Annotated in this window: 26 protein-coding genes, 2 tRNA genes and 1 riboswitch; of the genes, 22 read left to right on the forward strand and 6 right to left on the reverse strand. The window is 49.0% G+C overall.

What is annotated here, in order from left to right; all coding sequences use genetic code 11:
- Positions 1 to 322 precede the first annotated feature (322 nt).
- From FHT67_RS08890 to FHT67_RS08910, 5 genes are read left to right on the forward strand one after another with little or no spacing between them, the layout of a single operon-like run.
- Positions 323 to 526 carry a hypothetical protein gene (locus tag FHT67_RS08890; protein ID WP_243711610.1) on the forward strand — a complete coding sequence of 68 codons (204 nt, stop codon included), beginning with the start codon at positions 323 to 325 and terminating at the stop codon, positions 524 to 526.
- A gap of 20 nt (positions 527 to 546) precedes the next feature.
- Positions 547 to 1,248, forward strand: a complete 702-nt coding sequence (locus FHT67_RS08895) for a hypothetical protein (protein ID WP_167197507.1) — start codon at positions 547 to 549, stop codon at positions 1,246 to 1,248.
- Entirely contained in the window at positions 1,245 to 2,456 is a 1,212-nt protein-coding gene (locus FHT67_RS08900; protein WP_132306389.1) for a glutathionylspermidine synthase family protein, read from the forward strand. The genes FHT67_RS08895 and FHT67_RS08900 overlap by 4 nt, the downstream gene beginning before the upstream one ends.
- Entirely contained in the window at positions 2,453 to 3,103 is a 651-nt protein-coding gene (locus tag FHT67_RS08905; protein WP_167197510.1) for a hypothetical protein, read from the forward strand. The genes FHT67_RS08900 and FHT67_RS08905 overlap by 4 nt, the downstream gene beginning before the upstream one ends.
- The gene (locus FHT67_RS08910) at positions 3,100 to 3,492 is read left to right on the forward strand and encodes a DUF350 domain-containing protein (RefSeq protein ID WP_132306385.1); all 393 of its coding nucleotides are present in this window, start codon (positions 3,100 to 3,102) and stop codon (positions 3,490 to 3,492) included. The genes FHT67_RS08905 and FHT67_RS08910 overlap by 4 nt, the downstream gene beginning before the upstream one ends.
- A 31-nt stretch (positions 3,493 to 3,523) precedes the next feature.
- Here the strand turns inward: FHT67_RS08910 and FHT67_RS08915 are convergent, their stop codons facing one another.
- Positions 3,524 to 4,207, reverse strand: a complete 684-nt coding sequence (locus tag FHT67_RS08915; protein WP_243711609.1) for a hypothetical protein — start codon at positions 4,205 to 4,207, stop codon at positions 3,524 to 3,526.
- A gap of 364 nt (positions 4,208 to 4,571) precedes the next feature.
- On the opposite strand from FHT67_RS08915, the gene FHT67_RS08920 reads away from it, so the two are divergent.
- The 6 genes from FHT67_RS08920 (at position 4,572) to FHT67_RS08945 (ending at position 12,698) form a co-directional block, all read left to right on the forward strand.
- Positions 4,572 to 7,640, forward strand: coding sequence for a galactose-binding domain-containing protein (locus FHT67_RS08920; RefSeq protein WP_167197513.1), 3,069 nt, complete (start codon positions 4,572 to 4,574; stop codon positions 7,638 to 7,640).
- A gap of 214 nt (positions 7,641 to 7,854) precedes the next feature.
- The gene (locus FHT67_RS08925) at positions 7,855 to 8,694 is read left to right on the forward strand and encodes a DegV family protein (RefSeq protein ID WP_167197515.1); all 840 of its coding nucleotides are present in this window, start codon (positions 7,855 to 7,857) and stop codon (positions 8,692 to 8,694) included.
- A 151-nt stretch (positions 8,695 to 8,845) separates the two neighbouring features.
- Positions 8,846 to 10,261: a spore germination protein gene (locus FHT67_RS08930; RefSeq protein WP_167197518.1), complete on the forward strand. Its 1,416-nt coding sequence runs from the start codon at positions 8,846 to 8,848 to the stop codon at positions 10,259 to 10,261.
- A gap of 76 nt (positions 10,262 to 10,337) precedes the next feature.
- Positions 10,338 to 11,396 (forward strand): Ger(x)C family spore germination protein, encoded by a 1,059-nt coding sequence (locus FHT67_RS08935; protein ID WP_167197521.1) that lies wholly within the window; start codon positions 10,338 to 10,340, stop codon positions 11,394 to 11,396.
- A 10-nt stretch (positions 11,397 to 11,406) separates the two neighbouring features.
- Entirely contained in the window at positions 11,407 to 12,498 is a 1,092-nt protein-coding gene (locus FHT67_RS08940) for a GerAB/ArcD/ProY family transporter (RefSeq protein ID WP_132306375.1), read from the forward strand.
- A gap of 8 nt (positions 12,499 to 12,506) precedes the next feature.
- The gene (locus FHT67_RS08945) at positions 12,507 to 12,698 is read left to right on the forward strand and encodes a hypothetical protein (protein WP_208403202.1); all 192 of its coding nucleotides are present in this window, start codon (positions 12,507 to 12,509) and stop codon (positions 12,696 to 12,698) included.
- A gap of 27 nt (positions 12,699 to 12,725) precedes the next feature.
- Here FHT67_RS08945 and FHT67_RS08950 read toward each other — a convergent pair whose 3' ends face one another.
- On the reverse strand, positions 12,726 to 13,784 hold the full coding sequence (locus tag FHT67_RS08950) for an LLM class flavin-dependent oxidoreductase (protein ID WP_167197526.1): 1,059 nt from the start codon (positions 13,782 to 13,784) through the stop codon (positions 12,726 to 12,728).
- Positions 13,785 to 13,836: 52 nt separating this feature from the next.
- Between FHT67_RS08950 and FHT67_RS08955 the strand changes: the two genes are divergently transcribed.
- From FHT67_RS08955 to FHT67_RS08990, 8 genes are all read left to right on the forward strand, one after another.
- Positions 13,837 to 14,178, forward strand: a complete 342-nt coding sequence (locus tag FHT67_RS08955) for a winged helix-turn-helix transcriptional regulator (RefSeq protein WP_132306369.1) — start codon at positions 13,837 to 13,839, stop codon at positions 14,176 to 14,178.
- Between the two features lie 294 nt (positions 14,179 to 14,472).
- A complete protein-coding gene (locus tag FHT67_RS08960; RefSeq protein ID WP_132306367.1) occupies positions 14,473 to 15,318 on the forward strand; it encodes an oxidoreductase in 846 nt (281 codons plus the stop codon).
- Between the two features lie 79 nt (positions 15,319 to 15,397).
- On the forward strand, positions 15,398 to 16,306 hold the full coding sequence (locus FHT67_RS08965; protein ID WP_132306365.1) for a helix-turn-helix domain-containing protein: 909 nt from the start codon (positions 15,398 to 15,400) through the stop codon (positions 16,304 to 16,306).
- Between the two features lie 79 nt (positions 16,307 to 16,385).
- Complete coding sequence (locus FHT67_RS08970) at positions 16,386 to 16,751, forward strand: hypothetical protein (protein ID WP_167197529.1); 366 nt, start codon at positions 16,386 to 16,388, stop codon at positions 16,749 to 16,751.
- A 123-nt stretch (positions 16,752 to 16,874) separates the two neighbouring features.
- A complete protein-coding gene (locus FHT67_RS08975) occupies positions 16,875 to 18,140 on the forward strand; it encodes an FAD-binding protein (protein WP_167197533.1) in 1,266 nt (421 codons plus the stop codon).
- A gap of 186 nt (positions 18,141 to 18,326) precedes the next feature.
- Positions 18,327 to 19,034 (forward strand): class I SAM-dependent methyltransferase, encoded by a 708-nt coding sequence (locus FHT67_RS08980; RefSeq protein WP_132306359.1) that lies wholly within the window; start codon positions 18,327 to 18,329, stop codon positions 19,032 to 19,034.
- A gap of 14 nt (positions 19,035 to 19,048) precedes the next feature.
- A complete protein-coding gene (locus FHT67_RS08985) occupies positions 19,049 to 19,531 on the forward strand; it encodes an NUDIX hydrolase (protein WP_132306357.1) in 483 nt (160 codons plus the stop codon).
- A 355-nt stretch (positions 19,532 to 19,886) separates the two neighbouring features.
- The gene (locus FHT67_RS08990; RefSeq protein ID WP_167197536.1) at positions 19,887 to 21,239 is read left to right on the forward strand and encodes an aspartate aminotransferase family protein; all 1,353 of its coding nucleotides are present in this window, start codon (positions 19,887 to 19,889) and stop codon (positions 21,237 to 21,239) included.
- Between the two features lie 53 nt (positions 21,240 to 21,292).
- Here the strand turns inward: FHT67_RS08990 and FHT67_RS08995 are convergent.
- The 3 genes from FHT67_RS08995 to FHT67_RS09005 form a co-directional block, all read right to left on the reverse strand.
- Positions 21,293 to 21,369, reverse strand: a tRNA-Pro gene (locus FHT67_RS08995).
- An 8-nt stretch (positions 21,370 to 21,377) separates the two neighbouring features.
- Positions 21,378 to 21,453, reverse strand: a tRNA-Thr gene (locus FHT67_RS09000).
- A gap of 78 nt (positions 21,454 to 21,531) precedes the next feature.
- Positions 21,532 to 21,744, reverse strand: a complete 213-nt coding sequence (locus FHT67_RS09005) for a YrzA family protein (RefSeq protein ID WP_132306353.1) — start codon at positions 21,742 to 21,744, stop codon at positions 21,532 to 21,534.
- Between the two features lie 174 nt (positions 21,745 to 21,918).
- Positions 21,919 to 22,006: riboswitch (cyclic di-GMP riboswitch) on the forward strand.
- A gap of 92 nt (positions 22,007 to 22,098) precedes the next feature.
- Between FHT67_RS09005 and FHT67_RS09010 the strand changes: the two genes are divergently transcribed.
- Positions 22,099 to 23,877, forward strand: a complete 1,779-nt coding sequence (locus FHT67_RS09010) for a methyl-accepting chemotaxis protein (RefSeq protein WP_167197539.1) — start codon at positions 22,099 to 22,101, stop codon at positions 23,875 to 23,877.
- A 65-nt stretch (positions 23,878 to 23,942) separates the two neighbouring features.
- Here the strand turns inward: FHT67_RS09010 and FHT67_RS09015 are convergent, their stop codons facing one another.
- Entirely contained in the window at positions 23,943 to 24,467 is a 525-nt protein-coding gene (locus FHT67_RS09015; protein WP_167197542.1) for a DUF6886 family protein, read from the reverse strand.
- 173 nt (positions 24,468 to 24,640) lie between these two features.
- Between FHT67_RS09015 and FHT67_RS09020 the strand changes: the two genes are divergently transcribed.
- Together FHT67_RS09020 and FHT67_RS09025 are read left to right on the forward strand one after the other, a co-directional pair.
- Entirely contained in the window at positions 24,641 to 25,594 is a 954-nt protein-coding gene (locus tag FHT67_RS09020) for an ABC transporter ATP-binding protein (protein ID WP_132306347.1), read from the forward strand.
- Entirely contained in the window at positions 25,587 to 26,345 is a 759-nt protein-coding gene (locus FHT67_RS09025; RefSeq protein ID WP_167197545.1) for an ABC transporter permease, read from the forward strand. The genes FHT67_RS09020 and FHT67_RS09025 overlap by 8 nt, the downstream gene beginning before the upstream one ends.
- Positions 26,346 to 26,359 lie beyond the last annotated feature (14 nt).

The following is a 26,359-nucleotide window of genomic DNA, read 5'->3' on the forward strand; positions in this document are numbered from 1 at the left end:
TCCGTCTCTAAGCAATCTCTCATACCCTATTAACGTTTTTTCATCTGGAGATGTTTCGGATTTTTTAGGATGATTTAGAACTAAACAACAATTCCAAATAGAGGAAATAGTAAAATCGGACTATTATTTTCCCAAATATTTCATGATACAATGCGGAAGTCATTCCTATTTTAAGCGGACACGGCTAGTAGAGGACGATCATGTTTAAAGTGATCGTGCTTTTTTTGTTTTAGAGGTAAATATTTTGCTTCCAAAAAATTGAAACGTCCATTTGCGATCGTCGTATACATTGAACATCCAACTGAAAGGGGCACAAAAACGGATGAGGGTAGTCCTGTTTGTAAAAGATTCGGAGCAGGGGTTAAGGCAAATGGATGAGCGGGAGTGGGATGCCGCCATGATTGCCACGCTTGAACATGTCAACTATTTGACCGTCCATGGCGAGGAGTACCAGACACTGGAAGGCAAGCTGAACCTGGACGCCGGCCAGCTGGAGCTCCTGGTTGTCAAGATGAATAACAAATAGAAGGGAAGAGGGGATTTGATATGCAAGAAAGAAAAAAAACGGATTCGTTAAAAGCCATTAAAGAAGGGATTCCTCTGAAGGTTCTCTCCACTTCGCTTGGTATCGCTTTGCTGGCGAATTTGGCCGCGGTACCGGCTCATGCCGGAACAACAAGCTCGGCTGAATCCCCAACCCCAAGCCCAACGGTAACCAGCGCAACATCCGGTCCCAAGCTGGTGGAATGGTCAAGCGAGACCGTGAAGCGTTATTATGACCCAGCCGTTGACTGGAATCTGCCGCTGCCGTCGGATAAAGAGCTGGACAAAGCAGCCGCGCAAGAGAGTCCGCAAGTGACGGCCGGCGGAAGTTCCGGCGGCACTACAACGATTGTTCATCAATCGTCGGGCTTTGGCTGGGATGACCTGATGCTGTATCACCTGCTGTTCAACAACGGCAGTTCTTATTCATCGCAAACCTGGGCATCTTCCCATCGTTCATATTATTATGGCAGCACCCGTCCTTATGAGCCCAAAAGCTATTCCAACGGGAAATTCCAGAATAAACCGGTTGTGGGTTCAACGGTATCACCGCCTAAGACCTCCAATTCCACGGGCTCGGTAACGCGTCGTTCGACTTCGTCCACCCCTGGCGGCATTGGCGGCAAATCCAGCGGATTCAGTTCCTCTTCAAGCTCCTCCAGCTCGCACTCCAGCTCGATTTCTTCGGGAGGATTCGGAGGATGACAACAACAACGGAGGTATTCACGGTTATCGGAGAACCGGATGCTGACCGGGCTCGCAAGGTTGAGATCCTGAAGGAAATGGGATTTGCCTGGGCGGATCTGGAGTCGGAAACCTACTGGATTGATCAGGTAGTGGGGATGGACCGGGAAATTTACGAAGAACTTGATCGGGCTTCAAGGGAGCTTTGGCTGATTCTGGACAAAACCGCGCGCTACATACACGGCAAACATGATTTATATCAGCTGATCGGCATCCCGACGATATTATGGGATTTAATCGATCTGCTGCCGATGCCCGATAAGGGGGTAATCAGCCGATACGCTAGATTTGATTATGCCGTTTCGCCTGACGGGAGCATAAAGATGCTGGAGTTAAACGCGGATACGCCTACCGGCTATGTGGAAGCGTCCATTGCAACGCCGTGGTTGTGCGAACAGGCCGGGATCGCGAACGTTAACGGGAGAATGAAGGAATTGGTCGCTTCCGCTTGGGGGATTGAGCAGCCGGATACGGTTGCGTGCGTCGCGTACGGATCGCATTTGGAGGATTCAGGGACAATAGAGGCATTAGCCAAGCATAGCGGGCTGGAACTCCAGCTGGAGGACTGCTTAAACCTGTGGGTGGATGACGGCATTTTGAAAAACGGGCAAGGAAAACCGATTCATAGAATGTTCGCTCTTTATCCGAAGGAATGGATGGCGCATGACGACGGAGGAGAAGCGTTGGCTTACGCGGCAGAGAAAGGTTACCTGCACCTGTTCAATTCCGTTCATAGCATCCTTCTTCAATCGAAAGGCCTGCAGGCAGCCGCATGGGGATTATACGAACTGGGCGTATTATTTGATAGTCAAGAACGCGAAACCATCGAGCGGTATATGCTGCCGACCTACAATAAACCCGTATTCGACGGGGATTTCGTATCCAAATCGATGTTTGGGCGCGAAGGCGGTTCCGTCAAGATGTTTGATCAATCGGGCGAACTGGAGCTGGAGGACCAAGAGGCGTTTGATACTAGCGAGTTATTTCCCGTCGTGTATCAAAAAAGAACACGGCTGTCCCGCATTCATACCGCCGCCGGGGAGCTGCACCTGTTGGTTGGCATGTTTATGATCAACGGAGAGACAGCCGGACTCCTCGGACGCGCAGGTGGGCCGATTACCGGCAATTCAAGTCATTTTATCCCGATTGGAGTGTTGGAAAACCAATGAAGAAATTCACGATCGTCGCTAGCGCGCTCATGCTATGCTCTATTCTCAGCTCATGCACGAACAATCCGGATTACGTGTATAGCACCAGTTCCTTTACGAATTCGCAGAATACGGCCGTTGCTTCTTCGGCCCCGGTTAATCCTGTAAGAAATGTGCCGTGGGATTATCGGGTCGTTGAAGAGGAGGTTGGCGATCTTGTCGGGAGCGACATGACTATCATTCCGGACAATACGCTCCTTCCTAATGACAATAATTATGCAACGGGAGATAAAGTGTGGATTCTGCAATACATGGACGCGATGTTAACGACGGACGATGACAGACGCAGCCAGATCAAGCTGTCCTCCTGGGATACGCTGAAATCTTTTAAGGACGAGAAGAGCGCTCTTGCTGACTTGGCCAGCTTAAAGGAATCGATTCAAACGGAAGTCGATTTGATTGGCGTATACAAGACGGAGAACGCCGGTAAAACGCGCGAGTTCGCCGTAATCACGCTGCCGTCCGGCAATGTCGTGAAGCAGCCGATCAGTGACGAGAAGTATGCGGCTCTAAAAACGAAATCCAAGGTTAAAGTAAATATCGAGCAGGTTCATTTGTATGATGACTATGATCAGGTATATTCGAAATTTCGGGGGTGGGCGCAATGACCGTTGTAATTAATCTCGTTGTTAGCGTAGTCGTCATCATTGTTTTGCAATTGGCCGGCATGCTGTTCTTTAGTTTAATGACGCCGTTTAATGACCTGGAGGAATTAAAGAAAGGGAATATGGCCGTTGGACTCGCGTTTGGCGGGAAGTTTTTGTCCACGGCATTCATTATTGGCGTTGCGGCTTACACGAATACGTCCATATGGAATATGATGTTGTGGTTTCTGGTGGGTTACTTCATTCTAGTGGCTTCTTATTGGATCTTCGAGCTAGTAACGCCGGGGCTCAAAATCTCGGAGCATCTGCAAAAGGGGAATATCGCGATTGGAGCGCTTCTATGCTTCGTATTTATAGGAACAAGCTTTGCGGTGAGCAGCTTGATTATTTAAAGAATGAGGCAAGGGGTCGTAACCCCCTGCCTCATTTTTGCTTGTACATGTTATTTTGAATGGACTTCAACTTCTCTAGGTGGGGCTTTAATTGGTTTAATAACGGGCTTTTCGGATATGGCGTCTGCTCTCGAAATGCCATCTCGGCTGCAACGTCTTTATACGCAGTTATGGTCTGGTCCAATGCGCGAAGCTCTGTCGCTAATGCAGATAAAGTCTTGCGTGTTTCGTCATTAATTAATTTCGGTTTTGTTTTCCAATAATTATAGCTAATGTTGTGAAGGGGAATCCATACATCCGCCTGAAAGGCTAGGATAAACATGTCTTTTTGTGTTTCCGTCGTCATAACCGTCTGATTAATGGAAATTTCGGGTACGGAATCCTTAGAAAAACCGTCGCTAAATTCAATGATGGTAAGCAGCTGCTCGTTAATAGCTTCAGCCTGGTCTTGCGCCTGGTAAATTAAGTTCTGGATTTTAGCCGGATCCTCGTCTTCCTTAGAAGCGCTTATTTTCTCTAACGTTTCGGCAAGCGGGATTGCAGATGATGCATGGGTCACGATGTAGATGTAACCGGAGTCATTTTTTTGTTGATATAGCGTTTTTAGATGGTTGTACTTATCTTCCCATTTATTATTTAAATGATTATAAGAAAAAGTACCGACGACTACTAGAATAATAAAAATGATGAAGCAATAACGCATAGGTTTTGACAAGAGCTAATTTTCCTTTCTGTCTGAGGCTCGTATGCCCGAATGTTCCATAATGGAAAATAACATGCGGTAAGCTTGATTACAAATGGAAAATAATTCGCGGGCGAAAGCCAGGTTTATCTGGATCTAAACGGACGGGAATAGAACCCTTTTCGGAAATAGCGAAAACCTAAATACCATCTACACGCAGAATTGGCGTATGGATGGTATTTTTCGGTTCTCCAGGTCACAATTTTTACCTTAGAAGTCACTGGCGTGGTAGTCCGGGACAAGAGGAGATTTCTACAATGGCTTATGGAGTCAGCCTACAAGGGAAGGAGGAGGCGTTCGTTAACGGTTCAGACCCTAAACTATTGGAGGTATTCTCATGCCCGGAAAGACAAGAAGCAGCAGGTTGTTCATTTACGTATTCACTCTGGCATTATTGATCAGTCAGTTGCCTTTCTCCGCGTTTGTGTCCGCTGCATCCGCCACCTATGAAGCCGAATCGGCGGCCCGTGCCGGAGGCGTGGTTATCGCAACCGACCATACAGGGTATACAGGTTCCGGCTTTGTTGGCGGTTATACCGATGCCAATAAAGGCAACGCGGCTACGACATTTACGGTAAATGCCAGCGCGGCAGGCAGCTATACGACTACCGCAAGATATTCAAACGGAACAGGCTCGGCGAAAACCTTAAGCTTGTATGTTAACGGCACGAAGCTGAAGCAAATCTCTCTGCCGGCAACATCTGACTGGAGCAGCTGGTCTACGCAGTCCGAAACGGTGTCTTTGAATTCGGGCAGCAACACGATTGCGTATAAATTCGAGACAACGGATTCCGGCAACGTGAATCTGGACAACATCGTCCTAAGCGATACTACCTCGGGCACCGCGCCATCCGGAACAAACTTGGCTCTGAACAAGTCAATTTCCTCTAACAACAACTATACCGGCTTTGGGGCCGCCAATGCCGTTGACGGTAACGCATCCACCTATTACGAGGGCGCAGCGAATTCGTATCCAAACACGCTTACCGTAGATCTCGGAAGCGCGCAAAGCGTGAATTCCGTTGTCCTCAAGCTTCCGGCTTCGTGGGGTACGAGAACACAGACTTTTTCCGTTGCGGCAAGCACCGATAACAATACCTTTACTACCGTTGCAGCTTCCGAAACGTACACGTTTAATCCGTCTTCCGGCAATACGGTTACGGTTTCTTTTGCAGCGTCATCCGCCAGATCTGTCAGAGTCAACTTTACGGCGAATTCCGGCGCTGCCGGCGGGCAGATTTCTGAGCTTGAGGTGTATGGAAGCGGAGGAACCGTAACTCCGCCCGATTCTCCGGCCGGGACCTATGAAGCAGAGGCTGCCGTATTGTCCGGCGGTGCATCCGTTGCAACGGATCACGCGGGGTACAGCGGAACCGGCTTTGCAGGCGGGTTTATCGATAGCAATAAAGGCAATGCTTCGGCAACCTTTCATGTAAACGTTACCAAAGCAGGCAGCTATACGGTTGCTTTAAAATATGCAAACGGTTCAACGGCAGCGCAAACGCTTAGCCTCTACGCGAATGGAATCAAAGCGACGCAGACTTCCCTTCCGGCAACGGCGAATTGGGATTCCTGGAGCACAAAAGCCGATACCGTAAATTTAAATGCGGGCACCAACACCATTATGTACAAATACGATACAACCGACACGGGCAATGTGAATATCGACAAAATCGACGTTGCGATTGTAGAGACGCCTCCGGTCACTCCTCCGCCATCCGGAACGTATGGGGCAACCATGCCTTATGACGCGTATGAGGCTGAATCCGTATCGTATACGGGAACGGTCATAGGACCAAACACGACCTTTGGCAGCCTAGCATCGGAAGCTTCCGGCCGCAAAGCCGTGCAGCTTACGGCAGCCGGTCAATACGTGCAGTTCACATTGGCGAAGGCGGCAAAAGGCGTAACGATCCGCTACTCCATCCCGGATAACGCGGCAGGAACAGGCATTGACTCGGCCATCAGCATGTACATTGGCGGCGCATTGTTCAAAGATATCAATCTGACGTCCAGATACAGCTGGAACTATGGGGCTTGGGGAACCGAGGGCGGGGAGATCCGCTGGTCGAATAACCCGAATGCCACGCCAACTACTCCGCATCATTTGTATGACGAAGTGTCGGTTGTGCTGAACCAGGAATACCCTGCGGGTACGGTTATCAAGCTGCAGCGGAATGCAACAAACCTGAACTTCACCTCGACGGCCAATGTCACCATCGATCTGTTCGAAACGGAAGCCATTCCGGCCGCGCTTACGATGCCGTCCAATTACGTATCCATTACCAGCTATGGCGCCGTAGCCAATGACGGTGCGGATGATACAACAGCCATTAACAATGCGATCAATGCGGTGAAAAATTCCGGCGGAACCTATAAAGGCGTATGGCTTCCAGCTGGTGCTTTTACCTTGAATAACGGGAATAAAGGCGCGGGGTATAACGGCAGCGGTACGAGGCTTTACCTGGACAGCGGCGTCTCGATGAAAGGCGCGGGTATCTGGTACTCGACTTTGTCCGGCAACTATGCGGGGCTGTACCTTCGCGGCGGCAACGTCACGATCTCCGACTTTAAAATCAGCGCGAACGATATCATTCGCGACGATTATAACGGCGTATCCGGCGTAGAAGGCAACGGAACGAATTCCACTTTGACGAACCTGTGGATCGAGCATACGAAGGTAGGCTTCTGGCTGACGAACCAGACGAATAACGCAACAATCTCGAATTCCAGAATCCGTGACGTATGGGCGGACGGACTGAATCTTCATTACGGAACATCCAATACAACGGTGACCAATAACTCGGTCCGCAACAGCGGTGACGACGGTCTGGCGATGTGGTCGGATACGTATTTGGATACGAATAATACGTTTAGCTACAATACGGTTCAAATTCCTACTCTCGCGAATAACATTGCCATTTACGGCGGCAAGGACAACAAGGTGATCGGCAACCTGCTGACCGATTCGGTGGTTAACGGTTCGGGCATATCGTTTGGAACCAACTTTAATCCTCCTTCGATGACGGGAACGTTGACTGTGCAGAATAACGTACTCATTCGGACGGGTTCCTATCATAAGGATTACGGCTATCAAATCGGTGCGATCTGGGCATATTGGCTGAATAACACGGGCAAAGCCCAAAACCTGACGGTTACCGTATCCGGCAATACCATACAGGACAGCGTCTACAGCGGCATTTTTATTGAGGAGCCGGCTCCAAGCATTTCGGTCACGTATGCTTCAAACGCCATAACCAATTCGGGGACTTACGGGGTGTATATCCGGGGAACGGCAACCGGCAGCTCCGTCTTTAACAATAATACGGTCAGCGGCGCGCCGTCCGGTAAGTTTTCCAATACGTCAAGCAGCTTTACCGCAACGGGTTCAGGAAATAATTGGTGATCCATAGGCAGCGAAAAGAAACAGCCCGGCTGAAATGAACCGGGCTGTTTCTTTTTACCTTTATATTCCATTAAGAAATCATGAAACCATTTACATGGCTTTACGTATTGTTCACAAGCTTGGTTTTTAATTCAGCTAATGCTTACGAAGCATGAATCATCACGATGACCGAACAACGGTCATTCTGGTGATTATTCATTTAAGGAGGCTATTTATGCCCGGCATCAGGATTGTTACCGATTCCACAACGGATTTGCCGAAGGAACTGCTCGACCAGCATGAAGTGGAGGTCATTCCTCTGTCGGTGTATGTAGACGGGGAGACGTACGAAGATAACGTAACGATTTTTCCGCTTGATTTTATTAAAAAAATGAAAATGGCCTCTGAGCTCCCGAAAACCTCGCAGCCTGCCGTTGGCGTATTTCTCGACACGTACGACCGGCTCGGCAAGAATGGCGACACCATTATTTCCATTCATATGACAAGCGGCCTAAGCGGTACCTTTGCCTCGGCGAGCGCCGCAGCCGAAATGTCCGCCAGCAATGTGATCGTTATCGACTCTCAGATGATCTCCCAAGCGCTTGGATTTCAAGTGATTGAAGCCGCTAAGCTCGCCAAGGAAGGACACACGTCCCAGCAAATCAAGACGAGATTAAAAAGCATACTTGAAAACACCTCATTGCTAGTTGTCGTGGATACGTTGGAAAATCTCGTAAAGGGCGGACGCATCGGCAAAGCAAAGGGCTGGATCAGCTCGGTGCTTAGCATCAAACCGATCGCGATGCTGCAGGAAGGCGTATATACGCCGATTGCCAAGGTTCGGACTTCATCCCAGATTATTAAGAGCTTGATGGAACGGTTCAAGAGCGATACCGAAGGCAAGGAGATAACCGAGATCGGAATCTCGCATGCCGATAATCTTTCCTTAGCCGAGCGGCTTCGGGAAGAGATCAGCCGGATCACGGCAACGCCAGTCCGTATCCGCCCGGCCACTCCGGTTATTACGACGCATACCGGCCCCGGTGCTATAGGTTTTATGTATTGCGCGGAGTAAACAAGAGGCTGTCTCCAATGGATTAGAGCGGTGACCCGAAGATAGGCACTTCTTTTTAAGTGTCTGTTTTTCGGGTCTTTTTTGTTTTCGAATCGCCTTAGAATATTTCTAAAGGTCAAGGGAATACTCAGTCAAAAAGGAGGCTTCCAAAATGAACCAGCTTGAAGTCGGTTTGCCGGAAAAGATTCAGAAGGCTCTTAGCGGTTCGCCTGATCTTATCGTAAAGACCTATTTCGTGCAGGAAAAGCTCGAATTAACCTGTATGTATTTGTCTACACTTGCGGATAAGAAGCTTATAGATGAGCTGGTTATCTCGGGAATGATAACACCTTGCCAGCCTCTCAAGGATCATACACCGGTTCAATGGCTCTTATCGTTATTTAAACAAGCTGAACTGAAGAAAGTAAGCGGTGTTGAGTCCTGTTTAAAGGAGATATTGGATGGCCAATGTCTAGTCATTCCGGTTGGAACGGAAGCCGTGTCTATTGACGTGCGCAGCCTTGAGCAGCGCGCTGTTGCGGAGCCTGATACGGAATCCGTCGTGAGAGGCCCGCGCGAAGGCTTCGTTGAGGATTACTCGAGAAATCTTTCCCTTATTCGCAAACGTTTAAAGAGTACAGCTCTCGTTATCGAGAAAATGACAATCGGTACAGAAACGCAAACAACGGTTTGTTTATTATATATGCGGGGCAAGGCAGAGCCTCAAATCATCGATCAATTCCGAACCAGATTAAAAGCGATTCATACAGACAGCATTCTCGAGAGTGCCTTCATAGAAGAATACATTCAGGAAAAAACGTTAACCCCGTTTCCGCAATTTCTTGCATCCGAAAGGCCTGATGCCATTGTGGCAAAGCTGCTAGAGGGGCAGGCGGTTGTATTAACGGATGGCACGCCTGTCTTATTGGCAGGTCCAATTCATTTTTTTCAGATGTTTTCAGCAACCGAGGACTATTACCAGCGAGCTGATATTGCCACGTTGCTGCGGTGGCTTCGCATGCTTGCTTTTTTAATTTCAATTTTTACTCCTGCCTTGTATATTTCTGTTGCCAGCTACCATCAGGAATTGCTTCCGTCATCCATGCTGGCAAACCTTGCGTCGCAACGGGAAGGCGTGCCGTTTCCGGGCGTTGTTGAAGCATTCGCCATGCTCATCGTATTCGAGATCATTCGTGAAGCGGGACTTCGCATGCCGCGGATAGCGGGGCAAGCGATTTCGATCGTTGGGGCGCTTGTGCTTGGACAAGCCGCGGTGGAAGCAGGGCTTGTATCGGCAGCGATGGTAATCGTAGTCTCCTTGACGGCAATTGCCAATTTTGTTGCTCCAACCTACGGATTTGGAATCGCCCAACGAATTATCCAGTTTGCCTTTATGGGGTTGGCCGGTACTTTGGGCTTCTTTGGAATTATGTGCGGCGTTTTCTTTCTCCTTGTGCATTTGATGTCTTTGGAGCCATTCGGTACGCCTTACTTCTCTCCTGTTGCGCCGCTAAAGCTAAAGGAGTGGAGGGATTCCATTCTTCGTCTTCCTAGACCAATGATGAAACAACAGCGGCAAAAAGAATAGATAGCAGAGGGTAGCCATCATGCGGAAGTTGATATTAGCTCTATGTATGTTAGGGATCTGTCCAGGATGCTGGGATATGAAAGAAATCAATCAGTTAGCTCTAGTGGATACGATTGCGATGGACCAGGACGATAACCGCAACTTCCATTTTTACTTTCAAGTATTGAATCCTCCCAGCATTGAAGCCCGGGGATCCGGACCGTCGAGAGCGGCTGTATACACTTATGAAGTTTCTGCGCCTGCCATTGGCCTAATTACGAAAAAAACAGAGGCCGTGATGTCCAGAAAGCTGTATACCTCGCATATGCAGGTTTATGTTCTATCGGAGCGCAGCGCTAGAAACGGAGTGCTGAGCTTTGTGAATTTGTTAGAAAATGATCCCGAGCGCCGAACCAATGTTTATACTATCGTGACGGAAGAGCCTGTATCTACCGTAATGAATTCCTTTACCGTATTGGACCGGGTGCCGGGAAGAAATATTCGGCTCCTATTGGATTGGCATGCGAAAAATTTTGGAATCAACAAACTGCCAATACGAATGAAAGATATCGTTGCAGGCATTCCTTTCAGCAGGCCGACTATTATTCCCATCATTCAATATACGGGGGAGCGTGCTGCATCAAAAGCGGACCGGCTAGACGATATTAACGCGACCAAGGAAAATCTGAGGCTAGTATCGGGAGCCGTGTTTATCCGAGCGAAGATGGTTGGGAAAATCAATACCGAGATAAAGAACCTGTATTATGTTTTTAACGGATATGCCAAGCGAATCGATGAAACGGTCGAGGTCAGAAATAAACGTGTTGATATAGAAGTGACGGATATAAAGATCAAGCGGATCTGGAAAACGGACAAACAGCTGATATTGCGACTGAACGCAAAGGCGGGCATCATAAACAACGAGCAGAACCAGAGATTGAATGCAAGCAATATCAAGGAACTGGAGCAGGCGATTAATTCTTTTTTTAACGAGAAAGGCGAGGATTTTTTCCGTTTCGCCCTTAAACAGAATTGGGATTTGCTCGGAATCGGCGATACCAGGCAAGGCCGAAAAAACTGGAAGGAGATCAAGGTTCAATTTGATACCCATTCCAAAGTAACCTCACTAGGGAATACGATCACGCCATACGAGTAGGGGATATGAATTGGAGAAAAAATTAAATACGCTTCAAATGTTTTGCATTGTAACTTGCTTTGTAAAAGGAACAACCTTTCTTGTGCTTCCAAGCGCCACGGTTATGGATGCTCAACAGTTTGGCTGGCTGGTGCATCTTTGGAGTCTCGTCTTCGGATTAGGGATAGCATCGCTATGGGTGTACATTTTTGATCAGCATCCAGGGCTGTCGCTGGTCCAAATATGCAATAAAGTATTGGGTAGGTACGGCGGAGGAATAGTTTCCTTCTGTTATATCCTCTTTTTCATTCAAATTACGGCTTGGGTAACAAGGAATGTAAGTGATTACGTGCATGTGGCTATGATGCCAAGAACGCCTTCGACGGTCATTCATCTTTCTTGTCTTGTTGTCTGCGCTTACGCCGTGATTAAAGGCATTCGAGTCATTTCGTTAGTCAGCGTGTTTATTGTGCCGTATGTATTTGTTGCGTTCTGGGTCCCATTTACCGTTATGTTAACCGAGTGGCAATGGCGCAATTTCCGTATTCCGAGCGAATTTCATCTCTGGCCAACAATAGTGGAAACGAAATACGCGCTGGGACTGCCCTTTATGGAATCTATAGCCTTTATGATGATATTTCCTTTGGTACAAGGCAAGCTTAAGACGGCTTTATTAGGCGGGACGGCGTCAGCGGGCATGCAAGTTGCGCTTTCGGTATTTTTCGTAATTGGAATTCTAGGCGTGCACAGGGCTTCTCATCTTCTGTATCCGGAGTATACGATCTTCCGAGAAATGGTTTTTTCCAACTTTATGGAGCACTTTGAATCGATCTTGTCCGTTAATGTGCTGTTAATCGTTTTTGTGAAAGTAAGCGTCATCCTTTATTGTACGGTAACCGCAATCGCGCAGCTGTTTGCCATCCGCAGCCGTGCGGCAATAACGATTCCTTTGATTTGGGTCATATCGGCTTATTCCCTTCTGTTTGCGAATATCGGAGAGTATATGAAGTGGATTCGCGACTATTTGTTTGCCTATTATTTGCCGTTTGGTGTGGGCTTCCCGGTTCTGCTTCTTGTGGTCCATTGGTTAAAAAATGCTGGAAAGGTTGCGAAATCTGCATGATTAGCCTAATGCTGATCGCTTTACTGTTTTTGACAGGCGGAACGATTATCGTCCGACGCTTACATTCGCCTCGAAATGAAATGTGGGTGTTCATCGTCATTTCCTGCATCGGCATTATCATATGGAGCAGTATTATTCTTTATAAGCCGCTTGATCTGAATAAGGCGATCGGCTGGATGATCGACAGTATAGCCGGATAATCCAGCGATCGCCACGACAGGTGGAAATTAACGGGTAAGCTCCCGCCGTACGACAGGGGCAACTTTGGCAGCCAGCAATTCGATTGCGGTTGCTACCTTGCCGAAAGGCATACCGCCAACATCCATTTGAAGCATGAATCGGTCGTGCTTAAACAGCTCATGCTGATGCAAAATTTTCTCAATGACTTGCTCCGGGCTGCCTACAGCAAATGCCGTTTCAGGTCCGGCGATACGACCGAACTCGGCTTGGGACATTTTTCTGCCCGCAAATTGTCCGAGGTAACTGCTATAGTAAGGATAAAATTCATGCAGCGCCTGCTGGGAGGTATGGCTGATATAACCGTGACTGGAGACGGCTACCCTCAGCTTGGAAGGTTCATGTCCGGCTTGCTGCCCAGCCTGGCGATATATGTCCGCAAGAGGCTTTGCTCGTTCCGGTGTCCCGCCAAGAAGAGCCAGGTTCATGCCTAGACCAAGCCGGCCTGCATTTTGGGCGCTCTGAGGCGTTCCGCCTACGCCAATCCAAACAGGCAATTCAGGCTGTTTAGGTCTTGGAGCAATTTCGAGATCACTCAACGAACTGCGGAATTGTCCGTTCCACGTGATTGTCTCCTGTTTACCGAGTTCTAATAGAAGCTCGATATTCTCGGCGAATAAAGCGTGATAATCTTCTAGCTTGTAGCCAAATAAAGGGAAGGAATCCACAAAGGCTCCGCGCCCAGCGATGATTTCTGCTCGCCCTCCAGACAGCAAATCGAGAGTGGCGAAATCTTCGAATAAGCGGACGGGATCAACCGTGCTTAGGACGGTAGTTGCGCTGGTCAACTTGATCTCTTTAGTAGCTTGCGCGATTGCGGCCAGAATAACGGGGGGAGAGGATACGGCGAAATCCAGTCTGTGATGCTCTCCTACTCCAAAGATATCTAAACCGGCTTCGTCAGCCAGCTTGGCTGCATCGATTATTTCTTTCATCCGCCGCTGAGCGCTTATGGTTGTGCCGCTAGCCGGGTCAGGAATTAAATCGCCAAAGGTATAAAGACCGATTTCAAAGCGTTTGGATGTATTCGTTACAGATCCATTACTCATCTGGAACACCTGCTTTCAACTATTTTTCATTAAATTATCGGAGCGTATACAAATGGAACACGAATTGAGTTATTGCAAGGTAGAGCCAGCACTCGAAGTCATAACGGGCAGATGGAAAATACCGATTTTATACATGCTTTTCCAGGGCACGAAACGGTTCAGCGAGCTTCAGAAGGGCATACCGAATATCACGAAAAAAATGCTGACTACGCAATTGCGTGAGCTTGAAGAGCACCACATTATTCAACGGGAGGTTTACCCGGTTGTCCCGCCTAAAGTGGAATATTCATTAACGGATTACGGCCATACATTAGAGCCGCTGCTAACATTTATGCATCAATGGGGCAGCGCTCATGTGGATTTCATGCGAAACAGAAGCAAACATCAACGATAGATGCCCGAGCCTTCCGGAAAGGTCAATTTTTTGCATTTGGTCAATTCGTTGTGAGAGTTGAGTGTTTGCAATGCCATTATGCTGTCGGAGCGCTTGTTTGAGAAGTAGTTACTTTTTACTGTCCGGGTCACTTTTTCGTAACCATGCCCTGAAGGTTTGTATTGAACGAAATAGACAAATAAAACGGGCTTTAGAGAAAAGTGCGAACGTCGAAAAAGCAGTATAGTGAACTCATGCAGGACAGCATTACTTCTTCTTGAGATAAATAAAACAAAGAACAGGTGGGAGAATATAATGGCAGAGCAAAAAGTATGGTTAATCACGGGAGCATCCAGAGGAATTGGTTTGGAGATTGTAAAGGCAGTGCTTGCAACCGGCGATCAAGTCATCGCAACGGTTCGGCGTTCGCCGGAGGCTTTATTGGATCAACTTGGGAATCCCGCTAATCTTAGCGTTGGGATACTGGACATTACAAATGAAGAACAGGCTAAAGAAGCGGCAGACCAGATCGCACGGAAGTTCGGGAAAATTGATGTTTTGGTCAATAACGCAGGTTTTGGCCTTCTTAGCGCCGTAGAAGAAGCTTCCGCCGAAGAGGTGAGAAGGAACTTCGAAACCAACGTATTCGGTTTGTTGAATGTAACCCGTGCCGTACTCCCTCATATGCGAAAAGAACGTTCGGGACATATTATTAATATTTCGTCTGTCGGAGGATTAAGCGGATATATCGGATGGGGAGTATACGGTTCAACTAAATTCGCCGTTGAAGGGATTACAGAGTCCCTGGCCTTGGAGTTGGCCCCGCTCGGCATACATGCTACCGTAGTTGCACCGGGCTTCTTCCGTACCGACTTCCTGGATGCTTCTTCCCTTAGCAGCTCCGGAAAAGTCATTCCCGATTACGCGGAAACGGTCGGAAAGATGAGGGATTTCGCTGCGGCGGCTAACCGCAAACAGCCGGGAGATCCCGTAAAGCTGGCAAAAGCCATTGTACGAATTGCGAACGCGGAAAATCCGCCTGTCCATTTGCCGTTAGGGAAAGATTCTCTGCAGCGGTACAGAGAAAAAACAGCCGATTTTGAACGAGATATCGCGAATTGGCATGATGTCATCACCGGTACTGACCATGATGATGTTTAAATGATCATTCACATTAAGATGAAACCGGGGCTTCCGCACCCGGTTTTTCCCATTATGAGCTCATTAGGAGGAAGAGCTAATGTCTGTACGGGCAGAAAAAGTGCTTAAGGCTCCTCGAGATCTGGCCAACGATTCCAGCGAACAACGGTTATTGAAAATGAAAGGGTTAACGGTTATTGAATCTTGTACGTTTACGGAAGGACTTAAAGGAAGTATGTTCCTGGAGGATCATCTTCTTTTGTTTGTGCTTGAGGGCATGTATAAAGTAACGTTCGGCGATGAGGAGTTTACCGTAAATAAGAATGAAATGGTTCTGCTGCAGAAGTCGATTTTAGTGAATTACGAGAAGTCGGGAGAAGAGGATTCCGACTATCGTCTGGACTATATCATGTTTTTTCTGAAAGAAGAACTGCTGACAGAATTTATTAATATGGCGGATCTCCAATATAACCATCCGGCTGTTTTGGTACCGGTATCTGTGAAAGCGATCAATGAGCGGCTAATGAGCTATATTCATTCATTGAAACCGTATTTTAAAGAAAGGGAAGCTTTAAAAGAAGGGTTGATTAGGGTTAAACTGCTGGAGTTATTGTTTGATGTCGCGGATGCGGACGAACAGTTTCTATATCAGTTTTTGCAATTAAGACGAACGGACAAAAAAGGGATTACTGAAATCGTGGAGCAGAATATTACTAATCCGGTCTCGCTTCAGGATCTAGCATACTTGTCGGGTCGAAGTTTGTCGACGTTCAAGCGTGATTTTCAAGCGATCTACAATACTTCCCCCGTGCGCTGGATACGTAACCGGAGGTTGGATATTGCAAGGGACATGCTGCTTCACACGTCAGCCTTGGTTACGGATGTCTGTTTCTCAACCGGCTTTGAGAATGTTGCCCATTTTTCAAAGGTATTTAAAGAGAGATTTGGCGTAGCGCCTTCCTCGTATAGACAAGCAGTGCTTAACTCGGAAGGCGAGACAACTTCTTAATCGATTTTGGCGAATTTTGTTGATTTTTCGCGAATATTTGGTATTATATTGACGAGTTTTATGGGGGGAGTCGATTGGATTGATCCGTATTTCTTCGTTAATAGAGAAGGGCTTTGAGTATCATGCATTGCCTCAAGGCTTGCAGATGCTGGACAATACGCTGGTTTTGCAGCTTGAAGGGTTGGAGGACAGTATTAGCGCAAGGCTTAGCTTCAGCTTTCAGAGCCGTGAATGGATAATTGATCAGGTAACAGGGCCGGAACCATCGACGGAATGGACAGCGGCAAGGCTAACCGAAGAGATAGAGCGGATTTTCGACTATCGGCCCGAACTCCTTGAAGCGGGAAGGCTGTTAATTGCGCGTATCGACGAAATAAATAAGATGGACGATGACGAATTCGAGGCGGTGTACGAGCGCGGCGAATTGAAAGAGTTCATGCTTTAAAGCTATAACCGGCCTTTGCCAAGGCCGGTTATTTTATTTTTAATCGGGGCAGGAAAAGAAGATCTGGCGGTTAATGACTATAAGGTAGGCTTTATCATCTTGAATGACTGGAGAGTGCAGGTAGTGGCAAAAGAGAAGAATTGGGCAGGCAATTACACGTATAATGCGTTGGAATATCTCTACCCGGAGAATGTGGAACAAGTGCGGGAGATGGTTGTGAGAAGCAGCAAGCTGAGAGTACTGGGCTCGAGACATTCCTTTAACGGGATCGCGGATTCGCACGCAAGCCTGTTGTCGCTTCAGAAGATGAATCGTGTACTTGAGTTGGATAAGGCAAATAACCGCGTAAAGGTAGAAGGCGGAATACGTTACGGGGATCTGGGCGAATATTTGCATCGGGAAGGTTACGCGCTTCATAACCTGGCGTCGCTGCCGCATATTACGATAGCGGGCGCTATTGCAACGGCAACCCATGGCTCCGGAGACCGGAACGGCAATCTGGCAACGGCTGTTTATGCCCTCGAAATCGTAAAAGCCGACGGAACAATCGCCGTGTTTACCCGGGATGACGAGGACGGAAAGTTTAATGGAGCCGTTGTTGGTTTAGGAGCTTTAGGCGTCGTAACCGCCATTACGCTGGACATTCAGCCTTCCTTTGAGATTAGTCAATACATTTATGATCTTCTCCCGCTGGCACAGCTCGAGAATAATTTTGACGCCATTTACTCCAGCGCTTATAGCGTCAGCCTGTTTACGGACTGGAAGGGCTCATCTATTAATCAGGTTTGGCAAAAAAAATTGGTTCAAGAGGGTTCGGCTGGGGAGGCGCAAGCGGAATTCTACGGGGCCAGCCTCGCGGAAGCCAAACGCCATCCCGTACCGGACCAAACCGCCGAAAATTGCAGCGAGCAATTCGGCGTGCCGGGCCCATGGCATGAACGTCTGCCGCATTTCCGCATGGATTTCACGCCAAGTGCCGGCGAAGAGCTGCAAACGGAATATTTTGTGGCCCGTGAGCATGCCTATGAAGCCATTTGCGCAATTCGCGAGCTTGGCGAGCAGATCGCCCCGCTGTTGTTTATTTCCGAAATTCGCACCATTGCTGCCGATCAGCTGTGGTTAAGTCCAAGCTATCGGAAGGATTCCGTTGGCTTCCACTTTACCTGGAAACCGAATTGGGAAGCCGTCAAGCAGGTGCTGCCGCTCATCGAAGCCAAGCTGGAAAAGTTTAACGCGCAGCCGCATTGGGGCAAAGTGTTTACAATGCCGGCGGAGCGAGTCCAAGCCCTGTTCGGGAAGCTCCCGGAATTCCGCCAGCTGATGCTGGAGTGCGACCCGGACGGGAAGTTCCGGAACGATTTTGTGAATGAGTATGTCATGACGAAGTAATCGATTCTTATTTATATAAGCCGGGTTCCTAATAGGGAGCTCGGTTTTTTATTTAACTGGAAATGGGTTGTTACCCGCACGACTAACAGCGTTCAAATGAGAGAAGCGTAAGTGAGAAATGAGTTGCTTTTGATGGAAAATATAAGGAGAATGGAGAGGTTGGCAGATAGAGGAGGCGAGGTCGAATTGGATTCGAGATTTCTCCAGGCAAGAACGGAAGAAATAAAGTACCACGAGAAGTTTTATGCCGAACATGAGTTGTTCGCCCCCGGAACCTGGATCGCTAAGCCGGTGCAAGCCATTATGGATACTTACGTTTTGCTGGAGCCTCATGGGATGCGCGTATTGGATCTTGGCTGCGGTGTTGGGCGAAATGCCATTCCGATTGCGCAAGCAATCAAAGCCTATAGCGGAAAGGTGACGGCCGTAGATCTCCTTCCTTCCGCAGTCGCGATATTGCAGGATAACGCGGAAAAATACGAAGTAAAAGATAACCTGGAGGCGATTGCCGCGGATATCGAGTATTTCCAGATCCCATCGCAATTTTATGACTATATCATTGCATGCTCTTCCCTAGAGCATGTATCCTCCGTAGACGCATTCCGAACCGTCATTGGCCGGATGATAGAAGGGACAAGGCCCCGCGGCATTCATGCCATCTTAATGAGTACGCAGACGGAAGAGCTGGATTATAATACCGGCGTAGTGTCGGAAGGATTAATAGAATTAAACCTGTCGACAGACGATGCTTTTTTTCTCTTGAGAGAATGTTATAACGGCTGGGAGATTGTGCTAGAGCGAGTGATCCCCCAGGCCGTTCAAGAAGTGAAATACGGGAAGTCTATCGAATACCGGGGAAATTGGCTGACATTTATCGTTCGCCGTACAAGCTGAGGGAGGGAAAGAATATGGCGATGCCTACTCATATTGTGGCCGTCGGAGGAATGGTGGAGAACGATCAAGGCGATATCCTGCTCGTGAAAACACAGCATGACGGATGGGTATTTCCCGGCGGGCAGGTGGAGGTCGGGGAGAATTTGACCGATGCGCTTATGCGCGAAATTCAGGAAGAGAGCGGGATCACATGCGTTGTCTCGCAATTGATCGGCGTATACTCCAATACTTGCACGTATAAATGGCATGACGGGGTAACGGATGTGCCTACCAAGCTGATGCTGGATTTTGCATGCCGCCAAGCAGGCGGTTCCTTGCGAACTTCCGAAGAAACCTCGGAGGTATGCTGGGTTCGGAAGGAGAAGGCGCTCGACCTGATCCAGTCCCCGGCGATACGGACGAGGTATCAAGCTTACTTGGATTTTGACGGTACGGTCAATTATATGGATTACGTTACAAAGCCGGACTTCAATATCAAACTGGAAAGGAAAATCTAGGCTGTAACAAGATGCAAAGGAGACGGCATCGCATGGAGCGACGGCAAACTCCTCATGGGGCGGAAATGCGGCTGCGCGCTCGTATGGTTTCGGTGCTTAAGGATGTGCCGCATCGTTAAGCGCCGCGAAAGTCCTGAGAGAATCGGACGGAGGAACAAACAACCGGAGCAGCTAGAGTCCGCTCCGGTTGTTTGTGACGTTCAGATTGAAAAAAGCCCCGTACTTCGTGACACTCTGTCTAATGTAAACGGTAATATTCGCCTCTATACTAGACATAGATGTAAGAGAAGGACTGCGCAAAAGATAATGGTTACGGCATGGTACGGTTAGGTAAAGGGAGAGGAGTGCGCAAGCGATGTCCATCAACCGGGATGAAGCGGATCTGATTGCAAAGGACCGTCAATATGTGTGGCATGCCATGGCGCCTTATAATGAGCAGGCACCTCCGATGGTCGTTAAGGAAGGACAAGGCTCGTGGATAACGGATAGCCGGGGCAACCGGTATTTGGACGGGATGTCCGGTCTCTGGTGCGTGAATGTGGGGTACGGGCGGGAGGAACTGGCCCGTGCGGCTTATGAACAGCTCAAAACCTTGTCCTACTATCCGTTAACGCAAAGCCACGAGCCGGCGATCCGCCTGGCCGAAAAGCTGAATGAATGGCTGGAGGATGACTATGTCATCTTCTATTCCAACAGCGGGTCCGACGCGAACGAAGTCGCGTTTAAGATGGCAAGGCAATATCATGAGCAATCCGGCGCCCCTGGCCGCTACAAGTTTATTTCCCGTTACCGGGCGTACCATGGCAATTCGATGGGCGCATTAGCGGCAACCGGGCAAGCTCAGCGCAAATACTTGTATGAGCCGCTTGCGGGAGGCTTCCTTCATGTCCGCCCGCCGGACAGCTACCGGCGTCCGGATGGCATGTCGGTCGAGCAGTTTAATCTGCAATGCGCGCAAGCGATCGAAGAGACGATCGTATGGGAAGGGCAGGAGACGATAGCGGCTGTTATTATGGAACCCGCGATCACAGGCGGAGGAGTCCTTGTGCCCGAGCCCATTTATCTCGAGAAGGTCAGGGATATCTGCACGAGGTACGGCGTACTGCTCATTATCGACGAAGTGATTTGCGGCTTTGGCCGTTCGGGCCGTAAATTCGGGCATATGAATTACGGCATTAAGCCGGACATCGTTACGATGGCGAAAGGACTGACCAGCGGTTATCTGCCTTTGTCGGCAACGGCGGTTCGCAAAGATATTTACGACGCCTTCAAGGGCAAGGACATGTACAGCCATTTCCGTCATCTGAATACGTTTGGCGGCGCGCCGGCAGCTTGTGCCCTTGCGCTGGCGAATCTCGGGATATTGGAGCGGGAACAGCTGGTGGAACGGTCGGCCGCGCTTGGCGAACGGCTTATCGAGGGATTAACCGGCTTGAAAGAGCATCCGATAGTCGGAGACATCCGGAGCTTTGGCTTTCTAATGGGCATCGAGCTGGTTAGCGATAAACAAACGAAGGAGCCTTATCCGCTGTCGGGCGTTGTCCGGATCATGGCGGAGTGCAAGGCGAAAGGTCTCCTAATAGGCAAAAACGGCGATACCGTCGCAGGCTACAATAATGTGCTAACGATCAGTCCGCCGTTGTCATCCACGGATGAGGATATTGCTTTTCTCGTTCAAACGCTAAAGGATGTATTCGAATGTATATAATAGAAGAAAAACAAAAAAAGCCTGATCTCTATCAAGCTTACGCGTTTGCTCTATGGTCGGGACGACACGATTTGAACATGCGACCCCCTGGTCCCAAACCAGGTGCTCTACCAAGCTGAGCTACGTCCCGGAAAAGAATGGTGCCGGCGATAGGAGTCGAACCCACGACCTACTGATTACAAGTCAGTTGCTCTACCAACTGAGCTACACCGGCATATGGTTTGTGTCGGGCACAAAACGTATTATGCCACAGCCCGTGCGAATTATGCAAGACTTTTTTCGAGAAAGTTTTCTAGAGCTTTTTGGCCTTGAAATGAACAACGGCGCTGTACAGCATTTTACCTGTAAGGGCATTAAAGGCAGCTTGATGCTGAACCTGGTGAACCTGCAGCAGAAGCGCTTTATTGTTCTCGATTTGCCGCTCGATCTTCAGCTCCAGCGTGCGCAGATCGCTAGCCTCAAAGAACTCTACTTTATCGTCAATCAAATCCAACCGGAATTCCATCGTCGACTCCTCCTGTCTCTATTTTTATTATTTGAATCTATTATAGCGTTTTTGGGCAGCGAATCAAAGACGGATGAGACTAAAGTCGGAGTGTTGGGAATTGACCCAATTTTTGTTTACAAATAGGTATATATATCCTAAACTAGTCCTTGTGTGTCGAAAATAGCGTAATTCAACTGAAAAAGGCAAACTTGCCGAAAGGCAAGGACGCAAAGTTATGGGCCTAATGCTGCATAGAAGCGATGGCTGCCAGACCGCCGGACGCAGGACATAGTGCCTTAAACAGCTATCCGCCTGTCCTAGGCCGGATAGCTTATTTTCTTTTTTCAGTGACAGCGAGGAGAGACGAGAAGAATGAAGGAATGGGTTAAAAAGGCATTGCAATGGCTAGGCGCAAGAAAGCAGCTTGTGGAGGGAAGAAGAAAAATCGGTGTGCGGCTGCTTATGCTGACCAGCATCATCACTTTATTTAACGTAGGGGCAGGCGCGTTCATCTATACGCAAAATCTGTCGGTATCCCATGCCGTCAAGAATGCGAATACGCTTACGAGCGCGCAGCGCGAATACGAAGGGATCTCTAATTCGCTGCTGCAAACGCTTCTGATGATGATCAATTCGATCGAAAACAACAATGACAGCCAGAATGCGGAAGTAGTCGATCCGAAAGAACGTTTGGCCGATATGCCGGGTCAGATCGAGCATTTGAAGAAGACCTTCGAGAAGCTGGACAAGATGTTCCCGGCCGCGGAGGAGCAGCAAACGTACATTGGCCAGGCGAACATCTACGAGATTGCCTACAATGACTTGAAGAGCTCGAATGTCACCCAGTTCGAAAATGTGACAGCCGAAATGAAATCGGCGCTTGTGCTTAGGCTCGTTAATATTTACTTGAACGAGCTGGAGTTCGCCAACCAGAACGTCAACGCCCGGATTACCGTTGACGCTGCGCATACGGATAAGGTTCTGTCCGATAGCGTGGATACGGCGAATATAATCATCCTGATTAACGTACTGATCCTGGCGGTGATTCCGTTTCTGTTCACGGTTGGGCTCATCCGAAGCATCCGATCCGGTCTTCAAGGGATTATGGGACGCATTCAAGCCTATCGGCATAATGACTTTACTTATAACCAGGCGTTCGAACGCAAGGACGAATTCGGCGATATCGACCGCTCGCTTGCGGCCATGGGCGATAATTTGAAAGCAACCATCAAAGCGACGCTAAGCGTAAGCCAGACCGTTCTCCAGATGTCGAACCAGATGGGCGATATGATCTCCCGCAACCGTACGGCATCCGAGCAGGTGAAAGGGCAGATCGATCTGGGAACAACCGTCCTGCTCTCCCAATACGACGATGCGACTTCGATCTCGGCCGTAACGGAGCAGATCTCGGCAAGCTCGCAGCAAATTGCGGCGTCGAGCGATTATATCAATAAAGACATGCAGCAAATGAGAGACGATTCCCATACCGGCTCGGTAGACATGGAAGGCGTTGTCCAAATGGTGAACCAGACGGTTGAGCAATTCAACCAGGTGACGGAAGCTTTTAACCGCATTACCGAACGCTACAGCAATGTATCGAAGTTTCTGGAGAGCATCCAGGATGTCAATACGCAGACGAACCTGCTGTCTCTTAATGCATCGATCGAATCCGCCCGGGCCGGCGAACATGGACGGGGCTTCGCGGTTGTAGCCGAGGAGATCCGCAAGCTGTCGGGTCAGACCGACCAGATTTCGAAAAATATTTCGAAGGAAATGCACCTGATTCAAGAGGATGTGGCGGCAAGCAGCAAGAGCATGGGTGCTTTCGCCGAAGTAATCTTCTCCACCAAGCAAGCCTCGACCGCCGCGAGCGACATGTTCAAAGGACTGGAAAAGCAGAGCCATACGTTGTCCGAGCAAGTCAGCGAGATCTCGACGGCCATCAATGAAATTACAACCGGCATCACGCATATCGTGACCGCCGTGGACAAGCTCCTGCTCACCTCCTCCGAGGTGAATGGCAAAATGGAACAGATGGGTCATCTGTCCGTTGAGCAGAACAATATTTCGGATGATTTGCAAGGGATGGCGCAAAATCTGCAGCAATCCTCGTATGAGCTGAAAGAAAAAGCGGCAATTTTTAAAGTTTAATGCCAATCTTGCAGGTACAAGACAAAGGCTGTTCTCCTTGCGGGGAGGACAGCCTTTGAGTCGTTTTACGGTCTAGTATCAGCTTGCGCGTTCCGGAACCGGTGAATTCCGAAGTCACGGAGGGAGGAGTGCAGAATCGCTTCTTTAAGCGGATGAAGATTTGGAGTGAAGCGGATCTCGATGCCAAGTCCCGCTAACCGCTCAATAAGATCGGAAAGCGGTTCCACGGCAAGGGGAACCAAGGTTTCCTTGGATACGTAGTATCCGGCGTATTCGTCGAACAGCTCGAAGGACTCGGGTGGCAGCTCGTACCGGTACAAGGTTGTCTGCTTGATCCGTTCGTGCCAGCCGGTCTCCACGGTAATCACAATGTTGGCAGCCGTAGTGCCGAAAAACCTCCGTTCATCCTCTGAAGTTAATCCTGCCGATCTCGTATAGACGATTCGAGGGCAATCCCTCGGGAAGAAAAAGGTGAACTGATGCTCCTCGTCAATCGCCCAGACAACGGGCGGCATATCGGTCCGGTTGGCTTTTACCCTCGGAACAAAGACGTCAATAGCCCTTTCCTCGCTGAAATGAAACAGCCTCATCCTCATAGCCTCCTATCGAAGCGGTCGTCAGTGCTTATCTATTCTAGGGCAGTCCTTTCGGGCAAACAACTATTTTTCGTAAAAAAATGGATATTTTTGATTCAGCCTCTTTACATCACTAATGATCTAGTGTACTATTCAACTATAACACTAATACAAAAGGGAGAGGCGCTATGACAACGGCAAAAATAACGAATCCGTCGATCGTGCTTCAATTGGACGGTTTGACGAAGAAGATCGGCAGCAAAGCGATTGTGAACGGATTATCCTTTGATATCGCGCAGGGAGAGGTTGTTGGACTGCTTGGTCCAAACGGCGCAGGCAAAACAACCACGATGCGGATGATTGTTGGTTTAATCGGAATGTCGGAAGGGGACGTCCGGATTTGCGGGCAAAGCGTACGGACGAACTTCGAGAAGGCCATCAGGCATGTCGGAGGAATTATCGAGAACCCCGAGTTCTACCCGTACATGACGGGCTACGATAATTTGAAGCAATACCAGCGGATGACGGAGGGCGTAACCGACGCGCGGATTGAGGAGGTTACGAAGCTGGTTGGCATGCAGGAAGCGCTCGGCAAAAAAGTAAAGGCCTATTCGCTTGGCATGCGCCAGCGTCTCGGTATCGCGCAAGCGCTGCTCCATGAGCCAAAGCTGCTTATTCTGGATGAGCCGACTAACGGCCTGGATCCGGCGGGTATCAAGGAGATGCGCGAATATTTGAAGCGGATAGCGGAATCCGAAGGCATCGCGATTCTGGTCTCCAGCCATTTGCTCAGCGAGATCGAGCTGATGTGCAGCCGGGTTATCGTAATTCAGGAAGGCAAGTTTGTTACCGCCCGCTCCATCGGAGAGACGGAATCGCCGAAGCAGAAGGTGCTCACCATTTCCATGCAGGTCGGAAATGCCGGGCAGGCGCAGGAAGCGATCAGCCACGTCGACGGGGTTGAGGTGACGCAAACGGATTCCTTCACGAACCGGATTACCGTCAAGCTGCTGCATGATCAGATTCCCGGTCTTGTCGCGAAGCTTGCGGCGGAAGGCGTTGCAATCTACCGGATTGAGGAAGTACGGGCAACCTTGGAAGAAGAGTTTATGAAGCTGACGGGAGGTAACCGCATTGCGTAACTTTACGGGATTATTAATAAACGAATGGCTGAAGCTCAGCAAGAAGAAGTCGTTTTTCGTCGCCTATGCCATTCTTGCCGTTGTTTTTGCGATTTTAGCCTTTGCTTTCTACAAATTGTCGCCGGACGGCCTGAACTCAACGGTTGATTTCGCAACGGGCACGATTATGCTTCAAGCCGCAGGGCAGCTGGTTCCGGTTCTTGCCGTTCTCGCGGCGGCAGGCAGCGTGACGCAGGAATACCGTTACGGCACCATTAAGTTTCTCCTGATCCGGGCGCAGAGCCGTCACAAGATTTTGGCCTCCAAGTATATCATCTCCGTGCTTTACGCGTTAACGTTAGTCGTAACCGCGGCCGTGTTTGCCGTCGTTGCCGGTTATATCGTTTACGGCGGCGGGGCAGGGGAATCGACTTGGACGGATTTTCTTAGCAATGCAGCAAGTCTGGCCGTTTACTCCATTGTGTTCGTAACGCTGACCTTTATGATCGGAATCCTGACGAAATCAAACGGTGCGGCAATCGGCATCGGCATTTTCTCCATGATGGTCGGCAGTCTTCTGGTTATGCTGCTGTCCCGTTACACGATTACGAAGTATTTGCTGTTCGCCAATACGGACCTGTCGGTCTACCGCAGCGACGCAGTGCCGGTTGAGGGGATGACGCTCGCCTTTTCCATTGTTATACTGCTTGTATATATGGCGCTGTTCCTATCCGTCAGCTTCGCCGTTTTCAAGAAGCGCGACATCGCTTAAGCGAGGCGTTTGGG

The organism is Paenibacillus sp. BK720 (assembly GCF_011761545.1).
Lineage (GTDB): Bacteria > Bacillota > Bacilli > Paenibacillales > Paenibacillaceae > Pristimantibacillus.

What these genes read in the sequence shown, in the direction of transcription:
- FHT67_RS08920 (WP_167197513.1), top strand. Translation starts at nt 4,572, where the DNA reads ATGCCCGGAAAGACAAGAAGCAGCAGGTTGTTCATTTACGTATTCACT.
- FHT67_RS09015 (WP_167197542.1), bottom strand. Translation starts at nt 24,467, where the DNA reads ATGAGGCTGTTTCATTTCAGCGAGGAAAGGGCTATTGACGTCTTTGTT.
- FHT67_RS09005 (WP_132306353.1), bottom strand. Translation starts at nt 21,744, where the DNA reads ATGGAATTCCGGTTGGATTTGATTGACGATAAAGTAGAGTTCTTTGAG.
- FHT67_RS08930 (WP_167197518.1), top strand. Translation starts at nt 8,846, where the DNA reads ATGAACCAGCTTGAAGTCGGTTTGCCGGAAAAGATTCAGAAGGCTCTT.
- FHT67_RS08965 (WP_132306365.1), top strand. Translation starts at nt 15,398, where the DNA reads ATGTCTGTACGGGCAGAAAAAGTGCTTAAGGCTCCTCGAGATCTGGCC.
- FHT67_RS08935 (WP_167197521.1), top strand. Translation starts at nt 10,338, where the DNA reads ATGAAAGAAATCAATCAGTTAGCTCTAGTGGATACGATTGCGATGGAC.
- FHT67_RS08960 (WP_132306367.1), top strand. Translation starts at nt 14,473, where the DNA reads ATGGCAGAGCAAAAAGTATGGTTAATCACGGGAGCATCCAGAGGAATT.
- FHT67_RS08910 (WP_132306385.1), top strand. Translation starts at nt 3,100, where the DNA reads ATGACCGTTGTAATTAATCTCGTTGTTAGCGTAGTCGTCATCATTGTT.
- FHT67_RS08905 (WP_167197510.1), top strand. Translation starts at nt 2,453, where the DNA reads ATGAAGAAATTCACGATCGTCGCTAGCGCGCTCATGCTATGCTCTATT.
- FHT67_RS08990 (WP_167197536.1), top strand. Translation starts at nt 19,887, where the DNA reads ATGTCCATCAACCGGGATGAAGCGGATCTGATTGCAAAGGACCGTCAA.
- FHT67_RS08955 (WP_132306369.1), top strand. Translation starts at nt 13,837, where the DNA reads ATGGAACACGAATTGAGTTATTGCAAGGTAGAGCCAGCACTCGAAGTC.
- FHT67_RS09010 (WP_167197539.1), top strand. Translation starts at nt 22,099, where the DNA reads ATGAAGGAATGGGTTAAAAAGGCATTGCAATGGCTAGGCGCAAGAAAG.
- FHT67_RS08945 (WP_208403202.1), top strand. Translation starts at nt 12,507, where the DNA reads ATGCTGATCGCTTTACTGTTTTTGACAGGCGGAACGATTATCGTCCGA.
- FHT67_RS08900 (WP_132306389.1), top strand. Translation starts at nt 1,245, where the DNA reads ATGACAACAACAACGGAGGTATTCACGGTTATCGGAGAACCGGATGCT.
- FHT67_RS09020 (WP_132306347.1), top strand. Translation starts at nt 24,641, where the DNA reads ATGACAACGGCAAAAATAACGAATCCGTCGATCGTGCTTCAATTGGAC.
- FHT67_RS08925 (WP_167197515.1), top strand. Translation starts at nt 7,855, where the DNA reads ATGCCCGGCATCAGGATTGTTACCGATTCCACAACGGATTTGCCGAAG.
- FHT67_RS08950 (WP_167197526.1), bottom strand. Translation starts at nt 13,784, where the DNA reads ATGAGTAATGGATCTGTAACGAATACATCCAAACGCTTTGAAATCGGT.
- FHT67_RS08985 (WP_132306357.1), top strand. Translation starts at nt 19,049, where the DNA reads ATGGCGATGCCTACTCATATTGTGGCCGTCGGAGGAATGGTGGAGAAC.
- FHT67_RS08895 (WP_167197507.1), top strand. Translation starts at nt 547, where the DNA reads ATGCAAGAAAGAAAAAAAACGGATTCGTTAAAAGCCATTAAAGAAGGG.
- FHT67_RS08890 (WP_243711610.1), top strand. Translation starts at nt 323, where the DNA reads ATGAGGGTAGTCCTGTTTGTAAAAGATTCGGAGCAGGGGTTAAGGCAA.